Source organism: Flavobacterium johnsoniae, assembly GCF_001879205.1.
Taxonomy (GTDB): domain Bacteria; phylum Bacteroidota; class Bacteroidia; order Flavobacteriales; family Flavobacteriaceae; genus Flavobacterium; species Flavobacterium johnsoniae_A.
On record NZ_MLFK01000011.1, the window covers coordinates 268,879 to 289,700 of the forward strand.

Consider the following 20,822-nt stretch of genomic DNA (forward strand, 5'->3'; position numbering starts at 1 on the left):
GGGTGACAAGATTGCGTTTATTTACTTTGAGGGCTTCGACTTCGCTCAGCCTGACAAAAACAAACAAAAAAAATCCGTTTAAATCAGCGTCTTTGCGAAAGCGAATCCGTTCAAACTACGAGTAATTAAATATCTCTCAACATTGCACGAGCCTTTTCTAAATCTTCAGCCGTATCAATTCCAATTCCAACATGTGTTGTTTCAACCATTTTAATGCGTTTTCCGAACTCTAAATATCTTAACTGCTCCAGTTTCTCAGAAGCTTCTAAAGATTTCATAGGAAGGCTGTAAAAATCTAATAATGCCTGTTTTCTAAAAGCGTAAATTCCGATATGCTGAAAATAACGAACACCAGCCTCTTTATCTCTCGGATACGGAATTACAGATCTTGAAAAATACAACGCAAACTGCGATTGATCAACTACAACTTTTACATTATTCGGATTGTTGATTTCGTCTTCATTGGTGATTTCACGCATTAAAGAGGCTAAATCAATTTTCTTTTCTTCATCATTTTTAAAAACAGATAAAACCTGTTCTAAAGGCCCGGCTTCTGTAAAAGGCTCATCTCCTTGCACATTCACCACTATATCTACATCAAGATTGGCAACAGCCTCGGCAATTCGGTCGCTTCCAGATTCGTGTTCTTTGATACTCATTATGGCTTTTCCTCCATTAGAAACAATCTCGTCAAAAATCAAATCTGAATCGGTTACTACAAAAACAACGTCGAATAAGTTTGTCGAAACCGCCGCTTCATACGTTCGTAGAATTACTGTTTTGCCTCCCAAATCCTGCATAAGCTTTGCAGGAAAACGTGTTGAAGCATATCTTGCCGGAATTACCGCTATTATTTTCATTTTAAATTAATTTTAAGCAAAACAAATGTAAGTATTCAAAACTTAGATAAAAAACATAATTGAAACAGATCGTTACAAAACTGATTGGCAGTGTCTTAAAAAAGATATTATATTTATGAGAAAAAAAATCATGAGAAAACTGTTGATCGTGCTGCTTCTTTTAGTGAATTTATTTTTTAGCAATTCGGCTTTAAGCCAAAATAACAAAACGCTTAATGCTTTTTCCAATCAAATTTTTAACGGAAAAGGATATCAGCCTCTTGCCAGTTTAAAATGGAAATTTAAAACCGAAGGCAGAATCTTCTCCTCTCCAATTGCTCAAAACGGAATTGTTTACATTGGCAGCGAAGATGGTTTTCTTTATGCCGTTGATGAGAAAACAGGAAATGAGAAATGGAAATTTAAAACCAATGGCGCTATTCACAGTTCGCCAAGCATATCAGAAAAAACCATTTATTTTGGCAGTTTTGATGGTTATTATTACGCTGTAAATATCCAGACCGGAAAAGAAATCTGGAAGTTTAAAACCGGAGGCGAACACTGGCTGGGCGAAATTGGATTATGGGGAATGAAACCTGAAACAGAATATATGGAGGATTTATGGGATTTTTATTTATCGTCTCCAATTGTATATCAAAACGGGAAAACGAATTTAGTTTTATTTGGAAGCAGTGACGGAAATATTTATGCTGTTGATGCTAAAATAGGAAAAGAAATCTGGAAATTTAAAACCAATGGACCTGTTCATGGAACTCCGGTAATTGATCAAAACAAAATCTATATTGGAGGATGGGACGCTGTTTTATATGCCCTGAATGTCGAAAATGGAAAAGAAATCTGGCAGTTTGCAACCGGAACACAAATGGGTTTTAAAGGAATTCAATCTACTGTTGCTGTTGCTGACGGAAAAGTACTTTTTGGAGCACGTGATCCGCATTTTTTTTCGCTTGATGCTGAAACAGGAAAATTAAACTGGAAATACGATGCCGAAAATTCCTGGATTTTAAGTTCGGCTGTAATTAAGGACAATACAATTTATGTAGGAACTTCGGATACTTATGCGTTACTGGCTTTAGATTTAAAAACCGGAAAAGAAAAATACCGACTTAAAACAAACGGTTATGTTTATTCATCTCCCGCAATTGCAGGAAATACGGTTTATTTTGGAGATTTCACAGGGAATTTCTTTGCTTTAAACCTACTTTCTAACGGAAAAGAATTTAACTCTGTAAGTACCGAAAACCGGAAACAATTTGCAGCTTCTACTTTAAAAAATGACCTTTTGGATTTTGGGTACACTGCTCAAAATGAAGATTTATCAATTTACGATAACAACAAAAAAGTAATGGATCAATTTTACAGATTAGGATCTATTCTCTCTTCGCCGTTTATAAGCAGCAATACCATTTATTTTGGAAGTGCTGATGGATATTTATATGCTTATAACTTAGAAAAATAATTCTTTTTGCATTTAATTGCAAATCACGCAAAGATTTTAAATTAAATAGTTTTATAAAAACACAAAGTTCGCAAAGCTCTATCAATATAGCTTTGCGAACTTGGCGTTTAATAAGGGTAATCCATAATAAAAACCTTTGCGTGCTTTGCGGTTAAACTTCTACATAATTTTGACTGAAGTCATACTTAAAGAACCAGCCAAAAGCTTGTCATTAAACAAACTCACCTCTTCTGATTTTCCTTTTAATCCTAAAGTATATAATAAAGGCAGGTAATGTTCCGGGGTTGGAACTGCCAGCTGCACTGCTTTATTCATTTTTTCGAAATCAATTAAAGGCTGGAAATTTCCGTCCAACAGATAATTATTTACAGTTTCTCTGGCTTCAATTGCCCAATCGTAACCATAATTATCTTTGTCAAAATTCCTGAAATCAACCAAACGAAGATTGTGAACAATATTACCGCTTCCGATAATTAAAACGCCTTTATGACGAAGGGATTGTAATTTCTGAGCCAGCTCAAAATGATATTGCCCGGATTTTGTATAATCAATACTTAACTGAATTACCGGCACGTCTGCTTCCGGATATAAATGCTTGATCACACTCCACGCGCCATGATCCAGCCCCCAGTGTTCGTCTAAATCGATCTGTACCGGATCTAAGATTCTTTTAGTTTCTAAAGCCAGTTCCGGACTTCCTTTTGCGGGATACTGCACATCAAAAAGTGCCTGTGGAAATCCTCCAAAATCGTGAATTGTTCTGGGCATTTCCATAGAAGTTACTTTTGTTCCTTTTGTGAACCAGTGCGCCGAAACACATAAAATTGCATTGGGCTGTGGCAATGTTTTAGCCAGATTTCGAAAACCCGCTACAAACTGATTTTCTTCAATGGCATTCATGGGGCTGCCATGTCCCAGAAAAAGAACCGGCATTTTATCTGTATTCGAAAACGCTGATGAAATCGAATGTAAATCGTTTAGTGTTGTCATTTGCTAAAGTTCTTTTCTGCCATGAATTTCACTAATTATTTTTAAGCTCTAAAAATTAGTCTAATTCGTGGCAAACCTTTATTCCTCAAAACTCTCGTCTTTAAATCCTATCAAATATAATTTATTTTTAGCACGCGTCATAGCGGTATAAAGCCATCTAATGTAATCACGATCGATTCCGTTTGGCAAATATGGTTGTTCGATAAAAACAGTGTTCCACTGCCCTCCCTGCGATTTATGACAGGTTATGGCATAAGAAAATTTCACCTGAAGACCATTAAAATATTCGTTTTCTTTTACTTTCTGGAATTTCTTGTATTTTGTACTTTCGTCTTCATAATCCTTCATTACTTCTTCGTACAAACGATTTGATTCTTCGTACGTCAAAGACGGAGATTCACTTTTAATTGTATCTAAAATCAATACCGTTTCAAAAGGTTTTTGGTCCGGATAATCGACCATTCTGATTTTTACTTTAGCAAAAGTAAATCCATATAATTCCCTGATTCCAAATAATTCTAAAACCTCGATTATATCTCCGTTGGCAATAAATCCGGCTTCATCTGTTTCTTTGAGCCAGAAATAATTATTCTTGACCACCATCAAAAAATCGCCAACCGAAAGTTCACTTTCTTTAAACAAAATCCGGGTTCTGATTTGTTCATTGTATTGATTTGCCCTTTTATTCGAACGAACGATAAAAGCGGTATCTTCAATACTATAATTGCTGTAAGCTGTATTTATAGCATCCTGAATATCATAACCATCGGTTAAACGAACAATGTCTTTAAATTTTTTGACATTGAATTTAAACTCAGTAATAAAACTTTCTTTGAGTAATTCACGCAATTCGGTTGCATTAAATAAAATCCCGGAACTTTCTTCCTGACGCATTACTTCATCGAGCTCGATATGTTCGATTTCTTTATCATAATGAACACCCAGAGTCTGAATATCTAAAGCCGGACTAATATCTAAATTTACCGGCGGTAACTGTGCTGTATCTCCAAGAAGAATCATCTTACAATTGCTTCCGGAATAAACATAATTAATCAAATCATCCAAAAGCGAACCGCTGTCGAGAGTACTGTCTGAAATCATCGAGGCCTCATCGACTATAAAAATGGTGTTTTTATGTTTGTTGACCTGCTTGGTAAAAGCTACTCCCCCGCCTGATGATTTTTTAGGAAAATATATTTTTTTATGAATAGTAAAAGCAGGTGTGTTCGAATAATTAGCAATTACCTTTGCTGCGCGTCCGGTTGGAGCCAGCAAAACAAACTTTTTATTAATATCTCCCAGATTATTTACAATAGTCGAAATCACTGTTGTTTTTCCGGTTCCTGCATATCCTTTCAGAACAAAAATGGTATCGTTTGCCGGTTCGGTTAAAAAAATGGCAATTTTTTGAAAAAAAATATCCTGTTTGTAAGTAGGCGCAAAAGGAAATCTTTTTTGTAAAATGCCGTAAAACAATGCTGAATTCATAAGGTAAATTTGAAATACAAAGTTCGGCTTTTTAAATGGCAATGTCAATAATTTAAAACCATATAAGTGATATAAGTTATTTTAGTTTTATTGATGGTATTTTAATTTTTTTAAATTGTATAATTTGCACTGCAGGCTTAAATTACATACATAACTTATATGGTTAAAAAAAATAACGCAACGATAATGCTTCGCTAACCTTCTTGTAATATTGTTTTTTAAAATTGCAATTATAATTGTTCCTTTTTAATTTTGTAAGTTTGTGCTCGCCTTAAATTCTTTCTTGAAACAAAACAGGTAACGAATTGTAAATCAACTATGTCATTACACAATACAAATATCACATCAAAAAATTACAAAAAACTTTCTATTCAGGTTTCCCTGAACGGATTTTCATTTTGTTGTTTTGATACCCTAAATAATACGATTACAGCGTTTGATGAAGTTCAGTTTGATACTTCTCAAAAACAAAATAAAATTGAAGATTTATACGCTTCGGCTTTTAAGAATTATCCTGAATTAAAGGAAACGTATGATGATATTTTAGTCATACACAACAATAACCTTTCGACTTTTGTACCAACTCCATTGTTTGATGAAGATTATTTAGGAAGTTATCTGCAGTACACTACAAAAGTATTTGATACTGATTTTTTTACTTTCGATCAAATATCAAATTATGAAATGCATTCGGTTTACATTCCTTACATCAACATCAACAACTTTTTAATTGATAATGTAGGCTCGTTCGATTACAAACACGTAAACAGCATTTTGGTCGAAAAAATTCTGGAAGGTTCAAAAAACAACGACGAGAAAAAAATGGTGGTTAATTTTAGCCCGGAGCGTTTTGAGATTATCGTTGTACAAAATCAAAAACTATTGTTGTTCAATTCTTTTGAATATCAAACTCCCGAAGATTTTGTTTATTACCTGCTTTTCACCGCAGAACAACTAAATCTAAATCCGGAGATCTTTCATTTGGAATTACTGGGCACCATTAACCAAAATGATCCGTTTTACGCAATAGCTTACAAATACATACGTAATGTTTCTTTTCTGGACGTAAGTACTTTAAAAGAAAAAAATAATTACACAACTGCTCAAAATCAAAAACATTATATCTTATTTCAATCATGAGAATCATTTCAGGAAAATACAAAGGGCGTAGGATATTCCCACCAAAAAACCTTCCTGTAAGACCTACGACTGATATGAGTAAAGAAGCATTGTTTAATGTTTTGAATAATCATTTTAGTTTTGACGGCTTAAAGGTTTTAGATTTATTTTCGGGAACCGGAAACATCAGCTATGAATTCGCTTCACGCGGAAGTGCTCCAATCACTTCTGTAGACGGCGATTTTGGGTGCGTAAAATTCATCAAACAAGTCTCATCAGAATATGATTTCGACATTGCGGCCACTAAAAGTGATGTCTATAAATTTCTGGAAAACTGTAAAACATCTTACGATATTATTTTTGCCGATCCGCCTTATGGACTGGATCAGAATGCTTTTGAGAAAATTGTTCTTACGGTTTTTGAAAAAGAATTACTTTCAGAAGACGGCATGATGATTATTGAACATTCTAAATACACCAAAATGGACCATTTAAGTAATTTTTCATTTCAGAAAAGTTACGGCGGTTCGTTTTTTAGTTTCTTCGAATTGCATTCAACCGATGACGATGAAGAACTTCCCGATGATTCTCCTCTAAAAATTGTTGAGGAAGACGAAGGATAATCGATATCAATTTTTAAAATTTTTAAAATCCCAAATTTCAAACTTCAGTTGAATTTGGGATTTTAATTTTGGAATTTTTCATTTTATCGAATTCTATCTGAATTCTCATCTACACTTTTTTCCTTGAATTCAGTATTTTTAATTTTCCCAAAAGAATACTTAACCGAGATCGAAATTTCATGAGCATCTACCACATATCTTGCTTTCGAGCTGGTATCATTAATTGTAAATTCTTCTGTTTCGGTTACATTTTTAAATACATTATTACAGCTTAAAGTACAATTCCATTTTTTAAAAAATGTTTTGGAAAGTGCCATATCTACAACAAACCTGGGACTTCTTTCAAAAACACCTTTCTTCTGTTTGGTTAATCCCCAAAAACTTAAAACAAAAGTGTAGTCTTTTGGAAGCTTAAACTCATTATTGGAATAATAATACAAATAAGGTTTTGAGTCTAAAAACTCTGCCGAAGGATCTTCAACTTTCTCCAGAAAGAAAAGTATTGAATTAGTCGTTGTCCAAAATTTATAAGTAAAAGGCAATTCAAAATCAAGATTAAAACCCGTTTCCTTATCAAAATTTATATCTTTAAAAGTCATTATATTTTTAGCTTTATCATACAAAAAGCTATTGTAAACCGGATTTTTAACTTGATAATAGCTCAATTTTACTGATTTATCATTGTATTGAAAAGTCGACGAAATTTCATTAACAAATGAAGGCCCCAGATTAATATTACCGGCATAAATAAAATAAGGATTTATGTAAGTTGCAATATTGCTTAACGATGAATAATTAGGTCTCGAAATACTTTTAGCATAATTCAAATTAATACTTTTTGTACTGTCTATTTCCATAGAAATCTGCAATTTTGGAAAAAGATTCGTGTAGTTTTTATCAATTAAGGGCGTAGAATCTGTTTTATATTTTCCGCTTACATTGGTATTTTCAACTCTAAGTCCGCCAGAAAAACTAATCTTTTTAATTTTTCCCGAAAGCTGTGTGTAAGCTGCCAGATTCGCTTCCTTAAAATCATAATTTAAAGCTGCATTTTCATTTTTTTCGAAATCAAAAATATCAGTATCTGATTTTGATTTTGCTGCGGAATAAAGTCCGCCGTATTCGAGATTGATTTCATTTTTAAACTTTTTTTCCAAATCAATCCTGCCCGAAAAAACATCTACATTAAACTTTTGATTCCGATTTTGAGCCAGATCAAATTCTGTTTCGTTGTAATTATTTTTTACCATAGTTTCTAAATTCTGCTGAAAATTAGAATATTGAAAACCTGCAAAAAGCTGCGTATCAATGGTTTTTATTTTCTTTGAATAATTCAGAAAAGAGTTTATAAAATCTTTTTTACTAGAGTTATCACTCCAGGTCAAAACATTATTTTCGACATTTTGATTTTTATTGTATGTGAATGTATTTATAGGAAAAGTGTCTGTACGAAGTCTGGAACTAAAATTGAACGAAAAATAATCGTCATCGTTAATTTTATAAAATAACCCGGCGCCAAAAACATATTGTTTTCGTTTTGTAGTGGCTGTTACATCATATTTTGACTTAATATCAGCATTTCGAATCTCATAATCAATACTATGACTTTCCCAGGGATTGAGACGATTATAATCAAAATTGGCTTTCCATTCTAATTTGTACTTCTTAAAACTCGAATTAAAACCCAAATAGTTGTTGTAATTTTTCTTAAAAGAAGCAACTTCAGAAATATCTGTTCTAAAACTGTCTTTTTTACTGAACTTTCTGGTAATTAAAATAACCGAACGCCCTTCGGCTTCGTACTTCGAAGACGGATTCTGAATAATTTCGATCGTTTTAATATCAGCCGGAACCAAAGCATTTAAATCGTTTATACCTACTTTTTGATTATCAATATAAATCAACGGATTTCCTCTCCCGATAATCGTAATATTTTCTTTGTCGGAACTAACCTGAACTGTTGGCAGTTTGGCCAGTAAATCAACCGTGTTCGGAATCGAATTATAAACAGAGTTCGCAACGTCAACTTTTATATTTCCGTTTGAATTCGTAAAAGTTTTTTTGTTTTGAGTAATTACAACTTCTTTTAACTGCTGATTTGAAATCGAATCTTTAGACTTCTCATTTTGAGCATTTGCAGTAAGTGAAAGAAAAAAAAGTAAAAGTGCTATAAGAAATTTTAAAGGCAAATAAAGGTTCATTTTTTAAAAGATTTTGTGGTTTTGAGATGATGCAAAAATGCTTCTAAAAAAGAGTTACAAAGGTTAATTGAAGGTTAATGGGGGGTTAATATCATTTTTGTCTGATAAAAGCTTTATTTTTGAATCGGGAAAACAGACCACGGATTTTACAGATTAAACTGGTTTGCACTGGTTTATTCTTTAAAATTCAGCTAAAATATAATCTGTTTACACCAGTTCAATCCGCGTTATCCGTGAGCTATAATCTCTCGCAGATTGAGCAGATAATTTTCAATCTGCATAAAAAAATAAATTTGTGTAAACCCGTTTAATCCGCATTATCCGCGGGCCAAATAAAAGAAATGAAACAAAGAATTAATTTATTAATAACATTTTCGGTTATCGCGTTAATCGTTTTATCGACCGTGCAATGTTATTTGGTAAAAACCACTTATGATTATAAAGTGGCGCAGTTTCATACGCAGATTAAAAATGAAATTGCCAAAATTTCGAATAACTACAGCGATATTGATTCGGCATTAGTTTCTAAAAAAGAGGCACTTTACAAAAAATTATCCGAGCAATACATTCAGGGAAAAAATTCTAAAATTGATATTAAAAACGGAATTCTGGAAAATGAATCTCAAAGTTCGTTAACACAGGAAATTCAGCGAAAATTCGAAAGAGATCTGCCTAATTTTAAAATTGATTTTGCGATTGTCCTCAACAAATTCATTCTGTATAAAAACACTAAAAAGGCCGATACTATTTTCTCAGAAAAACCTTTTATTCAAAACAAATTATACGGAAATCTGGCTTCATTAAATCATGCCTTTTTGGTTCGGAGTTATGTTGGAACGACCAACGGAACTTTTGAAAATCAAGACTATAAATTACTAACAGAAGATTCTATGTATGTCTCTGTTATCGATTGGGAAATGATTATTTTAAGACGAATGGCTTTCGTTCTGGTTTTATCTTTACTGTCTATTCTTACGCTTATTACACTTTTTGTAATTGCCTTAAAAGCTTTGATAAAACAGAAAAAGGTAAGCGATGTAAAAACCGATTTCATCAATAATATTACACACGAACTTAAAACGCCTTTGGCTACTTTGAGCATTTCTACCAAAATTCTGGAACAGAAAAACATTCGTGACAACGACGAAAATTTCAATACCATTGTCAATACAATTTCACGCCAGAATAATCGCCTTCAAAGTCTAATCGATCAGGTTATGGCCAATTCTCTGGCTGAAAATGAAATCGAACTGCAAAAGGAAAAGATTGAAACAGAAGATTTTCTGCAGACTATTGTAAATGATTTTAAAATCACTTATCCCAAAATCGATATCAAAACCCATTTTCAAACTCAAAAAACCACTCTTGTTCTGGATAAGTTTCATTTAACAACGGCACTTTTAAACGTTTTGGAAAACGCTGTAAAATATGGTTCTAATAAGATCATCATAAAAACAAAACAAATTGAAAATCAGTTTTCTATAAGCATTGAAGATAACGGAATCGGAATTTCGAAAAACAACCAATCGCTTCTTTTTGAAAAATTTTATCGTGTAGAACAAGGAAATCTTCACAATACAAAAGGTTTAGGTTTAGGATTGTATTATGTGGATCAAATCATTAAAGCACATCAGGGATCTGTTAACGTTATTAGTGATTTAGGAAAAGGAACAGAGTTTACTATTTTATTAAAAGTTTAATTCCCTTATTTTGAAAAAATTACTTTTAGCTGAAGACGATTTTGATTTTGCAGCAATTTTAAAACAATACTTAGAACTGCATCAATTTGAAGTAACCTGGGCAGAAAACGGCGAAATAGCTTTAGACTATTTTAAAAACCAAACTTTTGATATTTGTGTTTTTGATGTAATGATGCCCAAATTAGACGGATTTTCACTGGCCGAAAAAATAATTACAATCAACCCCGAAATTCCTTTTATTTTTCTGACTGCAAGAAAGTTAAAGGAAGACAAAATTATTGGATTAAAACTTGGTGCAGACGATTATATTATAAAACCTTTTGAAGTCGACGAACTGATTTTGCGTTTGCAGAATATTCTAAAGAGAATTGAACAAAAGAGAAGTCTGGAAGGAAATAATATCATTGAAATTGGTTCGTATATTTTTGATAACGAACGTTTAACTCTTAATAATAAAAATCACGTTCAGCAGCTTACGGAGAAAGAAGCTTCTCTTATTGAATATTTATATCTAAACCATAATCAGTTACTAAAAAGAGACCAAATTTTAATGTCTGTCTGGAAAAAAGACGATTATTTCTCAGGCCGAAGCATGGACGTTTTTATCAGCAGACTTAGAAAATATTTTAATTCAGATCCAAAAATCAAGATTGAAAGTGTGCGAAATATTGGTTTGGAATTTAAAATTCAAAAGTAATCCTGCAAATCATATAAGTTTTCATAAACAATTGTATAACAATTCATAGCAATTGAAATTATACATTTGATAAGAACTTATAAATCTAAAATCATGAACCTAAAAAGATTTTTCGGAGGATTGCTGACAATCCTCGGAATAGTAGGACTTATTTATACTGCCGTAATTTTTGCCGGCACTTCGGGCGAAACCAGAGATATTAAATCATTAATTATTTATGGTATCTTGGGAATCGTTTTTTTTATGTCGGGAATCAGTCTGGTTCGTACAACAAAAGACGAATCGTAGTATTTTAGGCACATAGAAATATAGCTTTAAAACACAAAAAAGTCGAAAATCTATGTTTCTGTGTGTTTAAAAGAGATTTTACGCTATCAAAACGGCAGCAATCTTCTCATAAAGAGGAGTTTTTACTCCATATTTTTTTCCTTCATTTACTACAAATTGCGTGAGCGAAACTGCCTCTGTATTTTTTCCGGCCAGAAAATCCCTATGCATAGACGAAGTTGCTTCTTTTGGTGATTTTTCTAATTTCTGTATAGTCTGCGCAACAATATCATGCGGTAATTTTAGCCCTTTTGCCTGAGCGACATCTTCAATTTCATGAAGCAGTTCGATATAAGTTACTTTAGATTCTGAATTACTTAAAATATCACCAATATTCTGATCCAAATAAGAAGTAGCCGAAGCTAAAGCTGAAATAAAAATGAATTTCTCCCAAACGGTTTCCTCGATATTTTCAACAAGATTACTTTCGATTTTTGCTTTTTGCAGTATATTTTGCAATTCTTCCAATTTTGAAAATGAGGCCGTTTTAGAACCAAAAAATAACTTTTCATAAAACCCAATTTTACGAATGGTTCCCGGCGAAAAAATCATTGAAACAATATAAACACAGCCTTGCAATACTTCATTTTCAGGAAACAATTTTTGAATTCTTTCCGGTGCGTCAACGCCGTTATAAAGAGGAAGAATAATGGTTTCTTTTTTAATAGATTCTTTAAAAGACGTTAGGCTTTCTTCTATATCGTAGGTTTTGGTAGCACAAATTAAATAATCCAATTCACCAATTTCCGATGGATCGTTTGAAACCAAATCAGGATGAACAATCATTTCAGAATCATCTGTTACAATTTTTAATCCGTTTTCTGCAATCGCTTTTTGGGTTTCACCGCGTGCGATAAAAATGATTTTCACATCATTTGATTCGTAATACGCTTTAGCTAATAAGCCACCGAAATAACCACCTACTCCGCCTAGTCCTAAAATTCCAATTTTTTTCATAAGATTTTAAATTACAATTTTTAAATTCCAAATTCCAATAAATCATAAATGAAACAGTGCAATTGCTTCGTTTCTCACAATGACAGAATCCGTTAATTAATTTGCTAATATCTATTACTCTTCTAATACAGGATTCAGATCAAGCTCAGTAAAATCTCTCTCCGTTTTTGAGATTATAATGGTTGCTACTGTATTGCCAATCAGATTTGTAATGGCTCTGGCTTCGCTCATAAACTTATCCACCCCCAATAAAAAAGCCAAACCTTCTACGGGAATTTTATGCAGCGCCGTTAAAGTCGAAGCTAACACAATAAAACCGCTTCCGGTAACACCTGCTGCACCTTTTGAAGTAATCATCAAAATACCGATAACCGTCAGGATTTCGAAAAAACTCAAATGCACATCATACAACTGCGCCAAAAATATTACCGACATTGATAAGTAAATTGAGGTCCCGTCGAGATTAAATGAATAACCTGTAGGAATCACCAATCCTACAACCGATTTACTGCATCCCATTCTTTCCAGCTTTACCATAATACTTGGCAGAGCTGCCTCAGAAGAAGATGTTCCCAAAACCAATAAAAGTTCTTCTTTAATGTATTTTAAGATTGAAAGAATACTTATTTTATAATATCTTAAAATGGTTCCTAAAATTAAAAATACAAAAAGCGCCATAGTGAGATAAACGCAGAGCATTAATTTTCCAAGCGGAATCAAAGTTCCTAAACCAAATTTTCCGATGGTGTAGGCCATTCCTCCAAAAGCACCAATTGGAGCGAGATACATTACATATTTTAATCCGAGGAAAACCACATTTGAAATTCGTTCTAAAACTAGAATCGTCTGCTCTCTTTTTTTATAAAAATTCAGCGCAATACCGCATACAATTGCAGCCAGTAAAACCTGCAGTGTAAAATTTGACAAGAAAAATTCCAGCCACGAAAACTGCTTTGCAGCTCCGCCGGTATATTGACTTGCATCGCCCAGTGTTAAACTAGATTTATCGATTTTTCCCGGCTGAAAAAGGTAAGCAACTGCAACGCCTATCGCCAGCGCAACAGTAGAAACTATTTCAAAATAGGTCAGGGCTTTTACGCCAATTCGGCCAACTTTCTTTAGATTTCCCATTCCGGAAATTCCCAAAACAATGGTCAGAAAAATAATAGGCCCGATAAACAATTTGATTAAACTGATAAATTTAGCACCCAAAATTTCCATTTTCACTCCGTTTTCGGGCGAAAAATGTCCGAGCAGAACCCCGGCAATAATGGCTATCAAAACCCAAAAAGTAAGATTGGTAATTACAGCATAAAAAATGCCTTTGTTTGCTTTTGAAGCGGGATTTGGAGTGTTTATATTCATGAAAGCAGGTTAAGATAGTTCACAAATATATAAAAAATGCAGACCTGTAAGCCGGATTCTGTCCCTGATAAATCAAGGCCTTATCATTTATCTAGATTCCGAATTACTTCGGAACTCAAGCTACCTACCCTTCAACAACGGACGAGAAGCCCTTAAATGCTGATATACTTGGTATTTCACCGCATAGAGTTTACCTGGTTTCACTACAGCATTACCTGTACATACTTTCTGCTGCACTTGTCCTAATCCTGATAACAAGTTATCTGGACCGACGGGCGTTACCCGCTATGCTTCTCTGTGGTGTCCGGACTTTCCTCTCTCCCATCCCAATAGCTATCAGGAGGAACAGCGATAAGGCGGTCTGCGTGGCAAAAGTACGATTTTATCACTTAACTATATTGGTTTTAAATTTCCGATTTTATGAATTTTATCATAACTTTTTAATTTTAAAATAGTTATCTTTAAAAATCTATAATTTTAAATTCAGTTATCATGAAAAGAATGTATCATTACGCAACTGTCTCCAAGGCTTTAGATCAATTGAATGAAAAAGGATTTACCTGCGATTTTAATCGAAATGCAGACATGATTAAAAAAAATCCTGAGAAATTTGAAATTGTTCATGTGTATCGATACGAAGGGGATTCGGACCCTGGCGATGAGGCAGTTGTATACGGAATTAAGTCCACTACGGGCAAAAAAGGAGTTTATGTAGCAGGTTTTTCTGCTGATTCAGATCAGGAAACTGCCAAATTTTTATTTGATTTAAGTATTAGGGGAAGGTAGTTTCTTTTGCTTTTTCCATTCAGTTTTGTCATTTCGACGAAAGCAGACTCAATCGACAGCAAACAAACGAAATAAATCTCACGAGAAACTCCATAAAGGTGAATCGTTAAACTTGTCGAATTATAACTGCGATTTCTCCTTTCGTCGAAATGATATAAAATGGGAATTAACCCAAAAAAAAGCCCATCAATAAGACGGACTTTTTAATCAACATAAATAAAAAATTATACTGTTGGTATTTTTAATTTCCACCCCGGCTGAATCACGTCGGGATTTTTAACAACATCTTTATTGGCTTCGTAAATTGCCTGCCATGAAACGCCGTGTGCTTTTCCTATTTTAGATAAAGAATCACCGCTTACAACAGTATATTCTGTCGATGCTCTTTCTGCAACTTCAATATTCATTACTACATCTGCTGATCTAAAATCAGGATCAATTTTTCCGTAAGCATTCCAAAGTTTTTCCTTGTCATCTGCAGATTTTGCTGTTCCATCAACATACAAAACATTATCTTGTTCCCTTACCTGCAAATCAGCTATTCCTAAATTAGAAGCCAAATCTGTCAGCTCTTTATATTTATCTTTTAAACTCATAACCTAGTTATTTAATAGTTAATTTGTTTTCAACTTTTTTCGGCTTCAATTCCTGCACGCTTTTAATTAAAGACTGCAATTGGCTTCTTTTAATTTCTCCCGTAAGTGTAACAACACCATCCTTAACTGCAGCAGTTACACCGCTGTATGTTTTTACAACCTCATTTACCGAAGTAGTTAAAACAGCATCAGGATTAATTTCTACAGGAGCAGTTACTACAGGTTCCGGAGCTGGAATCTCACAATTATTTACTACTGATTTAACCCCTTTTACACCTTTCACTATGCTTTCTGCATTTTGTTTAAAAGCATCATCTTTACATGTACCTGTAATGGTGGCAACACCATCTTGTACTGTTACTTCAACTCCCGGCAGACCGCCAATTTTTGCAGCAATATCTTTTTCAATATCTGCATCTTTAGGTTTACAAGCCACGAATGCCACAGCAAGGCTTAATCCCAATAAAACTGATTTAATTTTCATAATGGATATTTTTAATTAATTTATACTAAAGTTAAACGAATTAAAAACTTAAATATTACATAATAATCTTACAATTTTTACATTTTTTCCATTGTGAAACAAAATTTCAACATGTGAATTTTATAATTAAAACATTAATTATGACTTGTAAATGCATTAAAAACATCACTTTAACCTTTTCATTATATTTAAATAATCTGACAAAAGATCTGACTTCTCATCTACTCCAATAGAATAACTATCAATATAGTATACTTCATTTTCCCCCATTCCGTCTAATACTCCCGTTTTTAAAGCCAGAATATCTCCTTTTCTCACGATTAAAATTTTGTAATATAGATCTTCATCTTTCAAAGTCATTTCATTAAAGTCAGATAACTTAGGATCATTATTGATGTTCTTCTGTCCAATATCTGCACTCAAATAAACCTGAAATCTGCCAAAATCATAATACGGATTATTATTATCGTAATTGCGATAGGTCGTCGTCTTTCCGTTTTCTAAAATAAAGTTTTTAACCTTTTCAAAATCCTTTACAGAAAATTGATTTGTAATTTTCTTGAAATTTACTTGATTAAGATTCATAGTTTGGGAAATTGATTTTGGGAAAATTAAAAATAATAAAAGAAGAATTATTGATTTTGGAACGTTGCAAACTTTCATTTTATTTTGGATAAAATAGATCTTAGATTTAGTTTTCTCTCTTCATGAGACTTCTTAATTCCTAGTGAAGATTTGATTGTCGATTGTGATGGCTTATTACCTTTTTATTGGGAGGGCAGAAAAACAAATATAACGAAAAAAAATCTGCCTAAATCTGTATTTTTGATATAACAAATCCAGTTTATTAGTCCTCAATTTTCTGAATACTATAATAAAATCATTTACAACAGCGTCTTACTTCCTCACATTCAAACCTCTCAAAATTCCCTTAAATATTTATGATTTTCAGATTTGTGATTTGGTAATTTTCGGGCTATATTTGCTATCGAATAAAAACAGAATATGGAACAATTTGTAGTATCGGCTCGTAAGTATCGCCCGCAGACCTTTAAGGATGTTGTGGGACAAAAAGCCATTACCAACACTTTGCTGAATGCTATTGACAGCAATCACCTTGCTTCTGCTCTTTTATTTACCGGACCGCGTGGAGTTGGAAAAACAACCTGTGCCCGTATTCTGGCCCGAAAAATAAATCAGCCCGGATATGATGATCCAAATGAAGATTTTGCTTTTAACGTTTTTGAGTTAGATGCTGCTTCAAACAACTCGGTTGATGATATTCGTAACCTTATCGATCAGGTTAGAATCCCGCCGCAAACCGGACAATACAAAGTATATATTATTGACGAGGTTCATATGTTGTCTTCGGCTGCTTTTAATGCTTTTCTTAAAACATTAGAAGAACCGCCAAAACATGCCATTTTTATTTTGGCAACAACAGAAAAACACAAAATCATCCCAACGATTTTATCTCGCTGTCAAATATTTGATTTCAAAAGAATTACCGTAAAAGATGCTAAAGAACATTTAGCTGATGTTGCTCAAAGTCAGGGAATCAATTTTGAAGACGATGCTTTGCATATTATTGCCCAAAAGGCAGATGGTGCAATGCGCGACGCTTTATCTATTTTTGATCGTGTGGTTTCGTATTGCGGTACCAATTTAACACGTCAGGCCGTAACCGAAAACCTAAACGTTTTAGATTACGAAACGTATATCAGCATTACTGATTTGATTCTGGAAAATAAAATCCCGGATCTTTTAATTGCATACAACGACATTCTTTCTAAAGGTTTTGACGGACATCATTTCATTGCCGGATTAGCCTCTCATTTTAGAGATTTGTTAGTAAGCAAAACACCTGCTACTATTGCCTTACTTGAAGTTGGAGAGCAGGCACAGCAAATGTATGGCGTTCAATCTCAAAAATGCTCTCAGGATTTTTTATTAAAAGGAATTGACATTGCAAATGACTGTGATTTGAAGTACAAATTGAGTCAGAATCAGCGTCTTTTAGTTGAATTATGCCTGATGCAATTGGCCTCTATCAACTTTGATGGAGAAAAAAAAAAGTTGAGCAATACATAATTCCTCCCACTTATTATAAAAATGGGAGTTTCTCGATAACTGAGGTTAAAACTCCAAATTCAAAATCGCAAACTCCAAATACGGACGAAAACGCCAATGTCAATCAAAATGACAATGCCAGTTCCAGTGTTGTAAACACTCCAGCTCCTGAAATCCCAAAGGCTGAAACACCAAAAATTGAAACTCCACGAGTTGAAATAGGCGGTGAACCAAAAGTTTCGGCGTTTTCTTTGGCGAGTATCCGCAAGAAAAAAGAAATGGAGGAAAGCAGTAAAAGCTACGTTAAGCCAACGTCGGTTTTACCTACAGAAGATTTTACTGAAACCGAAATGTTGGTGCAGTGGAACAAATATGCAGAGCGTTTAGGTCAAAAAGGTTTCAAAATCATGGAATCTTTACTGCTGATAAACGATCCAACTTTAGACGGGACTAAGATTACTTTAGAACTTCCAAATGAGGGTTCTAAATTAGATTTTGAAACTCAAATCAACGGTTTGTTAGGACATTTGAAAGGTCATTTACACAATCATGACATTACAATTGAAATTGTGGTTAATGAAAAAGTAGAAACCAAAAGAAGCTACAACGACCAGGACCGCTATAACCGACTTCTCGAAATCAACCCAAATATCGAACTGCTGCGTTCTACATTTGGGCTGGATTTACATGTATAGTTTGTTTTCAGCGAATTACACGAATTCACTTTAATTCTTTTTAAATAAATGTAATTCGAGTTAAGTAAATTATTTGTTCTTCAATCCTAAATTATAGACTTTCTCAAGCCATTTTGCTCTTTGCAGATCGGCAGAACCTTTTATAATTCCGATGTAGGTGACTTTGACAGGTTTGACACCGCAAAATTCCAAAGTAGATTTCTTCAACTGATTTACACTTGGCCTCCCGAAAGAAAACCAATAATACCAACCCGGCTGATCTAAAGTGGTAATAATATGTGCTGTTTTTCCTTTTAATAATTTATCCCACCAAACCGAGTTTTCACGGTATTGAAATGCCATTCCTGGTAAAAATAATCGATCAATAAACCCTTTTGTTATTGCGGGAAGTCCACCCCACCAAACCGGATGAATCCAAACCAAATGATCAGCTCTTTTAATTTTTTCCCAGGATTCCAGCAAATCCGGTTCCAGTTCAGTACGTTTTTGATAACCAAACTGTAAATTTGGATTAAACTTTAAATCCGCAATTGTAATTGTTTCTACTGTTGCTCCCGAAGCAACTGCACCTTTTAAATAGGATTCGGCTATTCCAAAATTAAAGCTTAACGGATTTGGATGCCCATTGATGATTAGAATATTTTTCATGGTTAATTAGCTGGTTTTAATATTAATTGCAGCATAACTCTCTAATGCTTCATAAATTTCCTGAGACGAATGTATTTGATGACTGAAATAATTTCCTTTTAATAAAGTATTGCTCAACATTTTTTCAATATGCAAAACTGTAGAAAAAGCGGTTAACTCAGCCTGACCTTTAACACTTTGTAAGCTTATTTTTTTTGTTTTATCCTGAGTTTTAACAACAACTTCAAAAACGGTTTGATCTCCATTCCCACTCGAACCAAACATCAGCTGCCTTTCTCTTAAAGACATAATATTAAATATTCTAAGTGACTGAAAATATCCCATTAAGCTAGTAATAAATTTAGAATTATAAGTTATCTTAACCGAAACCGTGGGTATTTTTTCGATCTGATTTAAAATAAACAAATCCGGAACATCAAGATTATAAGCCTGTCGTTTTCCAATGCCGAATGAGAAATCAAATTTTTCGGAATTTAAAAAATGTTTGACTTTTTGCGGTTCATTATTTCTGTAAACTACAAAGGGTTTACACACGTTTTCTGCTAAAAAATTGGCTGAACTTTTTCCGGCCAAATCTTTTACGGAATAATAAATATAAAGACTAGTTTCCCGGATTTTACTTTTATCAGATTCCATACAATCGACTAAACTTGCTACAATACCTCCCATCCAGCCAGAACTAAAAACGATATGACTGTGAATATTATGCTGATTAGCTTTAGCCAGATTATAAGCAACGGTTAAATCCGGCGTAGGTTTTGTGATATCAATATAACCTACTTTATTTTGTATGGCAAACTGCAAAACTTCATTTTTACTGTCTTTTGTACACATTACAATCAAATCGATTTTGTTGTGTATTATGCATTCAAAAGTCTTTGGGCTGTTAACATCAATAATCAAATCGTTTGCCGTATTTCCTGATTGACGACTTCCCACAAACAAATTATAGTCGGCATTTCTTCTTTGAAGAATACGCAAAATGACTTTCCCTACTAACCCCGTTCCTCCAATTACTAAAATATTTTTTCTCATTATTATATATTGTTTTCAGCAAAAATAATAACGGAATATCTCAGGATAACTAGACAAATGTCCTATAAAATGGATTTACGAATCCTGCTTAAATGCCTTGGCGTAACGCCTAAATAAGATGCTAAATATTGAAGCGGAATTAATTGAAGGTATATTTTATGATTCTGATGAAGCTCCTCATAACGCTGCTTTCCTGATAATTTCTGAAAAGAAATCATTCGTTTTTGAAGCCTTACATACTCCATTTCAGTTAATTTGCGCCCTATTTCCTGCCAATGATTATTTGATTTATAAAGTTTTTCTAAATTTTCACGGCTGATAACCTCCAGCTCCGTATCGGCCAGAGCCTGAATATTTTCTTCTGCTATTTCCTGAGTTATAAAACTTGAAAATGAAGCCATAAATTCGTTTTCGAAGGCAAAACAATTGGTTATTTCATCTCCCTGATGATTGAAAAAATAGGATCTCAAAATTCCTTTTTTGATAAAAACGCCTTCATTAGAAACCTGGTTTTCAGTCAATAAAAGTCTCCTTTTTTGAGTTTTCGAAATGTAATCAAATCATCTAACTGATCTAATTCTTCTTGTGGTAAAATGTGAATAGACTGAAAAACGGATTTCATTTTTGAAAATAAAAATTTTATTCTTGATACTGCTATAATATCACTCTGCCGGAACTTTGACAACAACCGTCATTTTCCATAAATGTAACACTCTTATAGA

21 protein-coding genes and 1 other RNA gene are annotated in these 20,822 nt (G+C 33.4%); 9 read left to right on the plus strand and 13 right to left on the minus strand.

What is annotated here, in order from left to right; genetic code table 11:
- Window positions 1–125 precede the first annotated feature (125 nt).
- Window positions 126–860 carry a 3-deoxy-manno-octulosonate cytidylyltransferase gene (gene kdsB, locus BKM63_RS21780; RefSeq protein ID WP_071638688.1) on the minus strand — a complete coding sequence of 245 codons (735 nt, stop codon included), beginning with the start codon at window positions 858–860 and terminating at the stop codon, window positions 126–128.
- 115 nt (window positions 861–975) lie between these two features.
- Here kdsB and BKM63_RS21785 point away from each other — a divergent pair, with 115 nt between their 5' ends.
- Window positions 976–2,319: a PQQ-binding-like beta-propeller repeat protein gene (locus BKM63_RS21785; RefSeq protein ID WP_242661213.1), complete on the plus strand. Its 1,344-nt coding sequence runs from the start codon at window positions 976–978 to the stop codon at window positions 2,317–2,319.
- Window positions 2,320–2,478: 159 nt separating this feature from the next.
- On the opposite strand, the gene ygiD is transcribed toward BKM63_RS21785, so the two are convergent.
- A complete protein-coding gene (ygiD, locus tag BKM63_RS21790; RefSeq protein WP_071638689.1) occupies window positions 2,479–3,309 on the minus strand; it encodes a 4,5-DOPA dioxygenase extradiol in 831 nt (276 codons plus the stop codon).
- Window positions 3,310–3,387: 78 nt separating this feature from the next.
- Window positions 3,388–4,797, minus strand: a complete 1,410-nt coding sequence (locus tag BKM63_RS21795; RefSeq protein WP_071638690.1) for an ATP-dependent DNA helicase — start codon at window positions 4,795–4,797, stop codon at window positions 3,388–3,390.
- Between the two features lie 318 nt (window positions 4,798–5,115).
- On the opposite strand from BKM63_RS21795, the gene BKM63_RS21800 reads away from it, so the two are divergent.
- Both BKM63_RS21800 and BKM63_RS21805 read left to right on the plus strand, forming a co-directional pair.
- Window positions 5,116–5,937, plus strand: coding sequence for a DUF3822 family protein (locus BKM63_RS21800; RefSeq protein ID WP_071638691.1), 822 nt, complete (start codon window positions 5,116–5,118; stop codon window positions 5,935–5,937).
- Entirely contained in the window at window positions 5,934–6,539 is a 606-nt protein-coding gene (locus BKM63_RS21805; protein ID WP_071638692.1) for an RsmD family RNA methyltransferase, read from the plus strand. The genes BKM63_RS21800 and BKM63_RS21805 overlap by 4 nt, the downstream gene beginning before the upstream one ends.
- 83 nt (window positions 6,540–6,622) lie before the next feature.
- Here the strand turns inward: BKM63_RS21805 and BKM63_RS21810 are convergent, their stop codons facing one another.
- Entirely contained in the window at window positions 6,623–8,740 is a 2,118-nt protein-coding gene (locus BKM63_RS21810; RefSeq protein WP_071638693.1) for a TonB-dependent receptor domain-containing protein, read from the minus strand.
- Window positions 8,741–9,081: 341 nt separating this feature from the next.
- Here BKM63_RS21810 and BKM63_RS21815 point away from each other — a divergent pair, with 341 nt between their 5' ends.
- The 3 genes from BKM63_RS21815 (at window position 9,082) to BKM63_RS21825 (ending at window position 11,425) form a co-directional block, all read left to right on the plus strand.
- A complete protein-coding gene (locus BKM63_RS21815) occupies window positions 9,082–10,440 on the plus strand; it encodes a sensor histidine kinase (RefSeq protein ID WP_071638694.1) in 1,359 nt (452 codons plus the stop codon).
- A 10-nt stretch (window positions 10,441–10,450) separates the two neighbouring features.
- Complete coding sequence (locus tag BKM63_RS21820; RefSeq protein WP_071638695.1) at window positions 10,451–11,137, plus strand: response regulator transcription factor; 687 nt, start codon at window positions 10,451–10,453, stop codon at window positions 11,135–11,137.
- Between the two features lie 93 nt (window positions 11,138–11,230).
- Window positions 11,231–11,425: a hypothetical protein gene (locus BKM63_RS21825; RefSeq protein WP_008467912.1), complete on the plus strand. Its 195-nt coding sequence runs from the start codon at window positions 11,231–11,233 to the stop codon at window positions 11,423–11,425.
- A 78-nt stretch (window positions 11,426–11,503) separates the two neighbouring features.
- Here BKM63_RS21825 and BKM63_RS21830 read toward each other — a convergent pair whose 3' ends face one another.
- From BKM63_RS21830 to rnpB, 3 genes are all read right to left on the minus strand, one after another.
- Window positions 11,504–12,421 carry a ketopantoate reductase family protein gene (locus BKM63_RS21830; RefSeq protein ID WP_071638696.1) on the minus strand — a complete coding sequence of 306 codons (918 nt, stop codon included), beginning with the start codon at window positions 12,419–12,421 and terminating at the stop codon, window positions 11,504–11,506.
- Between the two features lie 114 nt (window positions 12,422–12,535).
- A complete protein-coding gene (locus tag BKM63_RS21835) occupies window positions 12,536–13,786 on the minus strand; it encodes a cation:dicarboxylate symporter family transporter (protein ID WP_071638697.1) in 1,251 nt (416 codons plus the stop codon).
- A 31-nt stretch (window positions 13,787–13,817) separates the two neighbouring features.
- Window positions 13,818–14,154: RNase P RNA component class A (gene rnpB / locus BKM63_RS21840), an RNA gene on the minus strand.
- A gap of 124 nt (window positions 14,155–14,278) precedes the next feature.
- Between rnpB and BKM63_RS21845 the strand changes: the two genes are divergently transcribed.
- The gene (locus BKM63_RS21845) at window positions 14,279–14,572 is read left to right on the plus strand and encodes a hypothetical protein (protein ID WP_071638698.1); all 294 of its coding nucleotides are present in this window, start codon (window positions 14,279–14,281) and stop codon (window positions 14,570–14,572) included.
- A 224-nt stretch (window positions 14,573–14,796) separates the two neighbouring features.
- Here BKM63_RS21845 and BKM63_RS21850 read toward each other — a convergent pair whose 3' ends face one another.
- From BKM63_RS21850 to BKM63_RS21860, 3 genes are all read right to left on the minus strand, one after another.
- Window positions 14,797–15,168, minus strand: coding sequence for a LysM peptidoglycan-binding domain-containing protein (locus BKM63_RS21850; RefSeq protein WP_071638699.1), 372 nt, complete (start codon window positions 15,166–15,168; stop codon window positions 14,797–14,799).
- Between the two features lie 7 nt (window positions 15,169–15,175).
- A complete protein-coding gene (locus BKM63_RS21855; RefSeq protein ID WP_071638700.1) occupies window positions 15,176–15,652 on the minus strand; it encodes a BON domain-containing protein in 477 nt (158 codons plus the stop codon).
- 165 nt (window positions 15,653–15,817) lie between these two features.
- Window positions 15,818–16,237: a hypothetical protein gene (locus BKM63_RS21860; protein ID WP_071638701.1), complete on the minus strand. Its 420-nt coding sequence runs from the start codon at window positions 16,235–16,237 to the stop codon at window positions 15,818–15,820.
- Between the two features lie 420 nt (window positions 16,238–16,657).
- Here BKM63_RS21860 and dnaX point away from each other — a divergent pair, with 420 nt between their 5' ends.
- Both dnaX and BKM63_RS21870 read left to right on the plus strand, forming a co-directional pair.
- Entirely contained in the window at window positions 16,658–17,743 is a 1,086-nt protein-coding gene (gene dnaX, locus BKM63_RS21865) for a DNA polymerase III subunit gamma/tau (protein ID WP_071638702.1), read from the plus strand.
- 257 nt (window positions 17,744–18,000) lie between these two features.
- Window positions 18,001–18,417: a DNA polymerase III subunit gamma/tau gene (locus BKM63_RS21870; RefSeq protein ID WP_071638703.1), complete on the plus strand. Its 417-nt coding sequence runs from the start codon at window positions 18,001–18,003 to the stop codon at window positions 18,415–18,417.
- Window positions 18,418–18,486: 69 nt separating this feature from the next.
- Here BKM63_RS21870 and BKM63_RS21875 read toward each other — a convergent pair whose 3' ends face one another.
- The 3 genes from BKM63_RS21875 to BKM63_RS21885 form a co-directional block, all read right to left on the minus strand.
- The gene (locus BKM63_RS21875; RefSeq protein WP_071638704.1) at window positions 18,487–19,065 is read right to left on the minus strand and encodes an NAD(P)H-dependent oxidoreductase; all 579 of its coding nucleotides are present in this window, start codon (window positions 19,063–19,065) and stop codon (window positions 18,487–18,489) included.
- A gap of 6 nt (window positions 19,066–19,071) precedes the next feature.
- Window positions 19,072–20,100 carry a saccharopine dehydrogenase gene (locus BKM63_RS21880; RefSeq protein ID WP_071638705.1) on the minus strand — a complete coding sequence of 343 codons (1,029 nt, stop codon included), beginning with the start codon at window positions 20,098–20,100 and terminating at the stop codon, window positions 19,072–19,074.
- Between the two features lie 62 nt (window positions 20,101–20,162).
- The gene (locus BKM63_RS21885; RefSeq protein WP_242661214.1) at window positions 20,163–20,621 is read right to left on the minus strand and encodes a Crp/Fnr family transcriptional regulator; all 459 of its coding nucleotides are present in this window, start codon (window positions 20,619–20,621) and stop codon (window positions 20,163–20,165) included.
- Window positions 20,622–20,822 lie beyond the last annotated feature (201 nt).